This is a genomic window from uncultured Microscilla sp., assembly GCF_947493425.1.
Lineage (GTDB): Bacteria > Bacteroidota > Bacteroidia > Cytophagales > Microscillaceae > Microscilla.
On the sequence record NZ_CANLRP010000264.1, the window covers coordinates 1 to 7,761 of the forward strand.

The 7,761-nt window shown below is 38.4% G+C and carries 8 protein-coding genes; 1 reads left to right on the plus strand and 7 read right to left on the minus strand.

Translation table 11 applies throughout. The features are described from left to right. Positions 1-252 precede the first annotated feature (252 nt). The 7 genes from Q0954_RS31805 to Q0954_RS31835 form a co-directional block, all read right to left on the minus strand. Positions 253-1,194, minus strand: coding sequence for a hypothetical protein (locus Q0954_RS31805; protein WP_299465300.1), 942 nt, complete (start codon positions 1,192-1,194; stop codon positions 253-255). A gap of 28 nt (positions 1,195-1,222) precedes the next feature. Then, positions 1,223-2,083 (minus strand): alpha/beta hydrolase-fold protein, encoded by an 861-nt coding sequence (locus Q0954_RS31810; RefSeq protein WP_299465303.1) that lies wholly within the window; start codon positions 2,081-2,083, stop codon positions 1,223-1,225. Between the two features lie 39 nt (positions 2,084-2,122). Continuing rightward, positions 2,123-3,022, minus strand: a complete 900-nt coding sequence (locus tag Q0954_RS31815) for a hypothetical protein (RefSeq protein ID WP_299465308.1) — start codon at positions 3,020-3,022, stop codon at positions 2,123-2,125. A gap of 190 nt (positions 3,023-3,212) precedes the next feature. Continuing rightward, on the minus strand, positions 3,213-4,094 hold the full coding sequence (locus tag Q0954_RS31820) for a hypothetical protein (RefSeq protein ID WP_299465311.1): 882 nt from the start codon (positions 4,092-4,094) through the stop codon (positions 3,213-3,215). 28 nt (positions 4,095-4,122) lie between these two features. Beyond that, positions 4,123-5,004: a hypothetical protein gene (locus Q0954_RS31825; protein WP_299465314.1), complete on the minus strand. Its 882-nt coding sequence runs from the start codon at positions 5,002-5,004 to the stop codon at positions 4,123-4,125. A 187-nt stretch (positions 5,005-5,191) separates the two neighbouring features. Continuing rightward, positions 5,192-5,956: a LytTR family DNA-binding domain-containing protein gene (locus Q0954_RS31830; RefSeq protein WP_299465316.1), complete on the minus strand. Its 765-nt coding sequence runs from the start codon at positions 5,954-5,956 to the stop codon at positions 5,192-5,194. After that, the gene (locus Q0954_RS31835; RefSeq protein WP_299465319.1) at positions 5,953-7,065 is read right to left on the minus strand and encodes a sensor histidine kinase; all 1,113 of its coding nucleotides are present in this window, start codon (positions 7,063-7,065) and stop codon (positions 5,953-5,955) included. The genes Q0954_RS31830 and Q0954_RS31835 overlap by 4 nt, the downstream gene beginning before the upstream one ends. A 486-nt stretch (positions 7,066-7,551) precedes the next feature. Between Q0954_RS31835 and Q0954_RS31840 the strand changes: the two genes are divergently transcribed. Further along, the gene (locus tag Q0954_RS31840) at positions 7,552-7,716 is read left to right on the plus strand and encodes a DUF1328 domain-containing protein (RefSeq protein WP_299465322.1); all 165 of its coding nucleotides are present in this window, start codon (positions 7,552-7,554) and stop codon (positions 7,714-7,716) included. The last annotated feature ends 45 nt before the right edge of the window (positions 7,717-7,761 follow it).

A 7,761-nucleotide genomic window follows, 5' to 3' on the forward strand; every position in this document is an offset into this window, starting at 1 on the left:
AAAATCGACTTATTTATCTTTTTTAGCAATATATTTTTCACTAACGTAAAGTTACGCCCTGACCAATGCGATATGCACCGGAATTGTAAACTAACTCTGTGCACTTTTTGAAGTGCGTCAGCAAACAAAATACCCTCGAATAAATAGTGCATTTATTTAATCCCCAGCATACTATGCTTATGACTAAATCGCACATTTACTTTACTCACATTAACAAACCTAAAGTGAGCCATAAAAAAACACCTTTATCATCTATTTTTTAGGTCTGAGATTTTCAATCACCTGCACATCCACCCAATAAGGCTTGCCTACCCAATAAGTGCCCCCATCTTTTTTAGCCTTCCACTCCCCCCTTGAAAAAAACAAGTATTTTCCATCGGGTGTTACACTTGCGCCGCTTTCCTGAAGAGCGGTATTTATCTTGTCTCCCATGTTCATTGCTGGTAGCCAAGAGCCATCCCTCGCTCTAAAACTAATATAAATGTCAGAACCCCCATATCCGTCTTTTCTTTCTACATCCCATATCAAATAAGATTCATCTGGAGCAATGTGGGGGTGAGCAATCCAGGTTCCAGTATTAATTTCCTTGCCCATTTTTTGACGAGGCGCATATTTGCCATCTATCAAGCGCGAATAACTGATGGCTCCAACTGTATCGGGTCTTTCAAATTCATCAAAGAAAAAAGTTCCTTTGTCTGAAACCGATATCCCCATGATATGCTTATCTGTAAAAGGCGATCCCATGCTTTTGAGCTCCGACCATCCCGTATCGGTTTGTTCCCTGTATTTATTCCCCTTGTACATCACTTTACCATCCCTAGAGTATCTTGGGTATTTTATATCAGTCTCAGCTTCATTTCCCCATTGGTTGTTTTCGTAGCGAATGACAAAAAAAGTCCGTTTTTTATATTTTCCATTTTTCCTGGAAAAATAAAACTTCTTCATATCTGGCGAAAACGAGCCCCCTTCAAAAAGTCCATCAGGCGAAACAATTTTAGGAGCAAACTCTGCAGGTAGTAAGCCTGGTGGCTTTTCTCCAAAATAACGATCTGCCAAAGCTGGAAAACGATTATTTATTGAGGGCTTTTTTATAGCGAGTGAGTCACTATCTTTCGATGGCTGCTGCTTAGTGTTGCAGGCATTTAAAAACAGGATAAGTGATAGTACTAAAAATGACAAGGAATAATTTTTCATGGTTTAAGTTTTTATAAAGTTTGACAAGTTATTTTTTTATCAACGCTGATAACCAATAAATACCGCGTACTGTTGTCATAGGAAACGCCGTTTGGTGGGTGCCCTCCACTACAACATGCTTTAAAGATAAGCTTTGATCATTTCTGGCTTTGAGCATGGCAATAAATTTATCGGCATTGCTGCCCAATACTTTCTCTTGCCTGCCATACGCAATAAAAACGTTGGCATTGAGGCGTTTAGCCTTGAGATTTGCGCTGTTTCCAAGCTTGTATAGGTGGGGAGTGCTGCCCTTTGAGGGGCTACCAAGAATATAGTTTTTAAATGTGTCGGGTTGGGTTAGCAGTATGTAACCACCAAATCCACCCCCCATCGAATAACCAAAATAGGTACGGTTGGCAGGGTCGGTGCGGTAATTACTTTCAACATAAGTGATGACATCATCACGAATAAAAGCCAGGTGCTTATTGGCTTGCCCAAATTGATATTTTGCTTGCTGTGCTGGTTTCTTTGACTTTGCTATTGAGTAGTCTCTATACCTGCTTACGTGTGCCCCAGCCTCTTTTTTCAGCTTTTCATTGATGTCTTTTTGCCACGAAATTCCTACTAAAATAGCGTTCTCCATGATATATTCGGTCGCACCAGACAGGGTTTCGATGTGCCACATGGCATCTGTATAGTAAATCACGGGGTGTTTTATATCTTTTTTTTCTGAATATTTCTCTGGTAGCCTGATATAGAGCTCATATTGCCCCCCATTTTTGGTATCTTTCACAGGAACTACCGTTGTGCGTGTGAAGGCTAACTTGGCGCTTTCCTTTGTGTTTTTCTGGGCAAAGGTGGCATTGAATGATACAGCAATGATCAGTATAAATAATTGAATAGTTTTCATATAATCTACTTTGGTTAATATGGTTGGTGATAATACTGTTTATTTTTTGGGTCTAAGGGTTTCAATAATTTGTGCGTCTACCCAGTAAATATCTACATTTTCGTTTTTGTCAGAGCCCATATTTCTACTGAAGAAAAGGTATTTGCCATCCGATGTTACGCTCGCAACCGCTTCCCAGGCTGGGGTGTTTATCTTGTCTCCCAAATTAATGGGGGAGCCCCAAGTGCCCTCTTTCTGGCGAAAGCTGATATAAATATCAGAATCGCCATGCCCACCTACTCTTTTGCTATCAAATATAAGGTAAGATTCATCGGGGGCAATGAATGGGTGAAAGCTTTTACCGCCATTAATCTCTTTACTGAGTAACTTCGGTTTTTCATATTTTCCATTTACTAACCGTGAATACCGAATATCACCCGTAAAGTCTGATTTGAACTCATCAAAAAAATAAGTTCCTTTAGAAGAAGAAGTAAGGCGCATGATTGGCAGGTCTTTGAAGGGAGCACCAAGTTTTTTTACCTCTGACCATTCTCCAGTTTTTGTTCGTTCCCTATATCGCTTGCTCAAATGCAGGGTTTTGCCATCAGGCGTTATAAAAGGGGTACCTGTTCTGGGCGATATCACTGAATCTTGCCAACGATTATTCTTATGATGAATCACCACAAGTTCCATTTGTTTCTTTGCCTCGCCTTCTCCCGTTTCTCTGACAAAATAAAATGCTTTTAGATCAGGGGAAGCAACACCACAACACTCCCAATTGGCTGTTGTAACAGCACCAGGAGCAAAAGGTTGAGGGATTGCGCCAGGTGGTTTTTGTCCAAAATAATGTTTTTTTAAAGCTGGGAGGTTATGCTCTTGTGAGGTGTGTTTTTTAGCGCCGCAAGCATTTAAAAACAGGACAAATCCAAGCAACAAAAATATCAAACAATAATTTTTCATGGTTTTTATTATTTGAACTTGTTTAAGGTTTTTTCAAATAATTCAAAATGGTTCTTTTACCCATATACTTCGTTGTGAAAATGCTCATTTAGCTAGGCTAAACTCCGCCTTCCACGCCTCGTCTATGTGAAAAATCACTCATTTTGCTCTCAATGCCAAAAACTTAAACAAGTTCTTTGGAAATGGTTGGTTAATGACTGTTTTTTAGAAGTTCTTTTCTTAATTGAATAAAATCCACCCAATGAGGATTCCCTACCCAATAAGTACCCCCATCTTTTCTCACCTTTTTATCTCCCCGCCAAAAAAACAAATACTTTCCATCAGGGGTCACCCTTGGGCGCTGTTCATAAGCGGCAGTATTTACCTTATCTCCCAAGCTAATTGCTGGCCCCCATGAACCATCTTTCTGGCGAAAACTAATATAAATGTCAGGAGTAGACATCCCTTCTTTCTCTGCGTCCCACATTAAATAAGATTCATCAGGAGCAATAAAGGGGTGGGCAATCCATTTTCCAGCATTGATGTGCTTATTCATTTTTTTAGGTTTTTCATAATTGCCGTTTACAAAGCGTGAATAACTGATATGACCACTGCCATCTCTCTTTAAAAAATACACATAATAAGTACCTTTAGACGAAACCGTGAAACCTATGATAGGAAGGTCTTTGAAAGGGGCAATATTTTTTATTTTCGACGAGCCCGACTTGAATCGCTCCCTGTATTTCTTTATATCAGTCGACAAGTTAGATGCCTTACTCCATTGATTGTTTCTGTATTGCATCACAAACAAGGTGGTTTTTTTATATTTTCCCCCCACCCTACTAAAATAAAACTCCTTCATGTCTGGTGTAAACGTATATAAACTTTCTACATGCTTTTTTGTCGAAACCATACCAGGGGCAAACAATTTGGGAGTTAAGCCTGGTGGCTTTTGACCCAGGTAACGGTCCTTAAAAGGGGGGAATGTATCTTTCCCTTTAGCTTCTGGTGCCTGACCATTACTTTGTTGAGCAAAGCCTCTAATTGTGAGCATCAGAACCATTAAAAGTAATAATGTGATGTTGTTTTTCATGGTTTATAAATGTTTGATGGTACTTCCACTATTTGTTATTTATTTTCAACCAGGCAGCTTGTCCAGCATTAGGTATAATTTTCTTTATCGACGAGCCGTCCTTGTTCATCATATAAATGTGTCCTTGAGACGTGAAAATGAGTTTAGAGCCATCTGGTGACCAAGAAGGAGTAGAATCACGGACTTTGTTAAAGGTTAATCTCTTTTGATTAGCGCCATCTATGTCCATCACATAAACTTCATGGTTGCCATCCCTATCCGACATAAAAGCGACTTGCTTACCATCAGGCGAAACCTCTGGGTGCCAATCTTCGGCATTATTATTTGTGAGCTTGGTCAGGTTGCTACCGTCAATATTGGCTATGCAAATTTCGCTAGTATTGGTTTTTGAATGAAAAAGAAGCTTGCCATCAGGTGTAAAGTGAGGACCTCCACCTGCCAACGACTTTATTTGTTTTTGTTCACTACCATCTGCATTCATCACCCAAAGTTCTTCCGTCCACGCTCCTTCCGTGCTTTTGTACGCCCTTGCAAAAGCAATTTTTTTTCCGTCAGGCGACCACGCAGGAGCGTTGTCCCACTTGTTTTTAGCCTGAGTGAGTCTTTTCCTATTCGAACCATCAGCATTTAGGGTATGAATAGACCAAGTTTTTCTTCCATCATGATAGGCATAACAGGCAATACGCTTACCGTCAGGCGACCAAGCAGCATAACCATCTCTATTGGCATGAGTGGTAACTTTAATTTTGGCTTTACCTTGGGTATCAGTCAAGTAGATGTCTACATTACCTGATGTTTTTGATGAATAAGCAATCGGATAAGCGGTTGATTGAGCCTGTTTACTGCTTAGACAAGAAGTAATCAGGACAAGTAGAAAGACTAAAGAGAATAAAATTTTTAAATATTTCATGGCATACTTTTTTACTAAGTGTTTGGGCTACTTTCTCTCATGAAGTAAAGTACAATGATATTGCTTGCAGCAAATTTGGGCAATAGTAAAGTGACCAACTGTAGTGCTACAGTTGTTAATAGAAAGAAAAAAGTGATGAAATTACCGTACTTGGAAGGGGATAAACACCAGGTCTTATTTTGAGGTGCTAGAGTTGTAATTTTTGGCGAATAGAAGAGTAGTAACTTCTTCCAGATTGTACTTTATAGCCAGAACTTAAGGTGATAGTAAACTCTGTGTTCCCCCAGCTTTCGAGGTGATGAATAGCTTCTATATTCACCAGAAAAGACCTATGAACCCTTACAAACTCCTGCGGGTTTAGCTTTTGCTCAAAAGCATTCATTGTTTCTCTGATGAGGTGGATATTTTTACCAATATGTAGCTTTAAATAGTTTCCTGCCGACTCGACCCATTCAACGTCTTTTGTTTTCACAAAAAATATTTTGCCCCCATCTTTCACTACTATTTTTTCGAGGTATTTTTCATTAGGCAGAGATTCTTTTAAATAAGCGAGCAATTGGGTCTGATGGCCTCCTTGACTGTGCAACAACATTTGTTCTTTCACTCTTTTAATTGTCATCAGAAACCGTTCTCTGTCAAAGGGTTTTAAGAGATAGTCAAGGGCATGGTATTCAAAAGCTTTAAGGGCATAATTGTCATAAGCAGTCACCAAAATAATACAAGGAATTTCTTGAACATCAATATTTTTTAAGAGCTCCATCCCGTCCATTTCGGGCATTTGAATATCAAGAAACAACAAATCAGGGTAGGACTCACGAAGCAACTGCAACGCTTCCATTCCATTACTGCATTGGCCTACAATTTCAAAGTCTTCCTCTTCTTGTAAAAAAATGGCTAACTTATCCCTTGCCAGTGCCTCATCATCCACTATCAATGTTTTAATTTTATTCATGCTGGTATCAAAATTTTTACTTCCAGACCTTGGTTCTGACCTACATTATTTAAAATTAACTGCCCCTTTTCTCCATACAATTGTTGTAACCTCATTCTGGTGTTGGTCAATCCTATTCCTTCCTTAATATCAGCTACTTGAGTGCTTGGCATTCCTTGGCCATTATCCACCACTTTTAGTTCGATATCACCATTTACCCGATGAGCAGTCACGGCTATTTTACCTTGTTTGGCAAACTGGGCTACCCCATACCGAATGGCATTTTCTACAATGGGCTGTAAAATAAGGTTAGGCACTTTTTTGTCATAAATTGCTGGATCAACTTCAATCGAAACCTCCAGCCTATCCTGAAACCTGGTTTGCTCTATTTCAAGATAAATTTTGAGTATCTCCATTTCCTGCTTTAATGTTACCTCCTGAATACCTGTGTTTTCTAAAGTAGCCCTCAAAAGATGGCTGAGTCTTACAATCATTTTATCTGCGGCATCAATGTCTTTATGCATTAAAGTAGAAATAGCATGTAGGGTATTAAAAAGAAAATGAGGATGCAATTGTTTTTTCAACACCAACAATTCTGCCTGTGCTAATTTTTGTTGAATCTCTGCGGTCTTGAGTGCTTCATCTTTAAACTGCTGGTAGTAGCTCACTGCATAGGTAATGCCTACAATGCTTGAATATAAGATTAGAGGTATGGGTAAATAATACATTCTATGCATGAAATTTCTTGAAAAAGACCAAAGAAACTCTTCATTTAACAAGAAACCAATGGCATACCTTAAATAGGCATATATGGCTGCATACAAAAAGGCAGTAAGAATGGCCACTGGAACGTGTAATTTCACTTTAGAAAGCCAATCAGAGGAGGAGTTTTTAGGGTATTTTTTGGCTAATAATATAATAAACGGGCAAAAAATGCCCCATATTACCCATTCTAACACTTCTGGCCACACCAACTCAAACCAAGTAGCTTTTTTCTCAATATAGGCAAAGTAGATTTTATTGTTTAAACCTAAAAAGAATCCTACCACTACAAAAAAACCTATAAACAACCACCAATATTTGAGTGGTGTAGCTATAAATTTAAGCGGCAAAAAGGAATCTTTTTTCATATTGGGCTTGTCTAAAAAGTCTATTTTATGTAGTCTGTCGATGTTGTGAGATGAGAAAATTTAGGTAAAGGTAAAAAAAATCAAGCAACTTTTGCCTATATCCAGGACAACCATCAGCCCAGCGTTATTTAATATTTTACCCAAAAAAAAGCCTGTGGTTTCAAAGTCTAGTAAAGGGCGTATATTGCTCAAATTGAGCTTTTTCAGAATGATTTTAACGCGTGGCTAAACTTGGTTGAAGGCTGATTATAAAAAAGCCCTGACTGTAGCTTATATTTACGAAAAAATCAAATCATTACAAATTTCGAAAACAATTTGTAAGGTTTAATGTTCTATTAATGAACATTTGTTACTGTAAAGTCCACCAAATGTTCATTATTCATCAAAGAAAACATAATTTCTTTGAGGCTACAAAACTATCAAGTTTTGTGTCACGGCCTCTAATAACTATACCTGTTAATTTACTTAAACATTAAACCACACTTTATGATCAGATTAATTGTTACTTTATTCATTTTAGCCCTTGTGTCTGCTGTACTCGGATTTGGTGGAATGGCAGCTGGTATTGCTGGTATCGCCAAAGTTTTATTCTACATCTTTATCGTCGTGTTCATTGGAACCATTCTAATGAAATTTCTCCGAAAGGTTTAGCCTTGTCATAAGCGCCTGTTCTGGCTCTTTGAAATCACTCAAACA

Excerpts from the sequence above, each read along its gene's own strand:
- Q0954_RS31805 (WP_299465300.1), bottom strand. The coding sequence starts at position 1,194 with ATGAAAAATTATTCCTTGTCATTTTTAGTACTATCACTTATCCTGTTT.
- Q0954_RS31810 (WP_299465303.1), bottom strand. The coding sequence starts at position 2,083 with ATGAAAACTATTCAATTATTTATACTGATCATTGCTGTATCATTCAAT.
- Q0954_RS31815 (WP_299465308.1), bottom strand. The coding sequence starts at position 3,022 with ATGAAAAATTATTGTTTGATATTTTTGTTGCTTGGATTTGTCCTGTTT.
- Q0954_RS31820 (WP_299465311.1), bottom strand. The coding sequence starts at position 4,094 with ATGAAAAACAACATCACATTATTACTTTTAATGGTTCTGATGCTCACA.
- Q0954_RS31825 (WP_299465314.1), bottom strand. The coding sequence starts at position 5,004 with ATGAAATATTTAAAAATTTTATTCTCTTTAGTCTTTCTACTTGTCCTG.
- Q0954_RS31830 (WP_299465316.1), bottom strand. The coding sequence starts at position 5,956 with ATGAATAAAATTAAAACATTGATAGTGGATGATGAGGCACTGGCAAGG.
- Q0954_RS31835 (WP_299465319.1), bottom strand. The coding sequence starts at position 7,065 with ATGAAAAAAGATTCCTTTTTGCCGCTTAAATTTATAGCTACACCACTC.
- Q0954_RS31840 (WP_299465322.1), top strand. The coding sequence starts at position 7,552 with ATGATCAGATTAATTGTTACTTTATTCATTTTAGCCCTTGTGTCTGCT.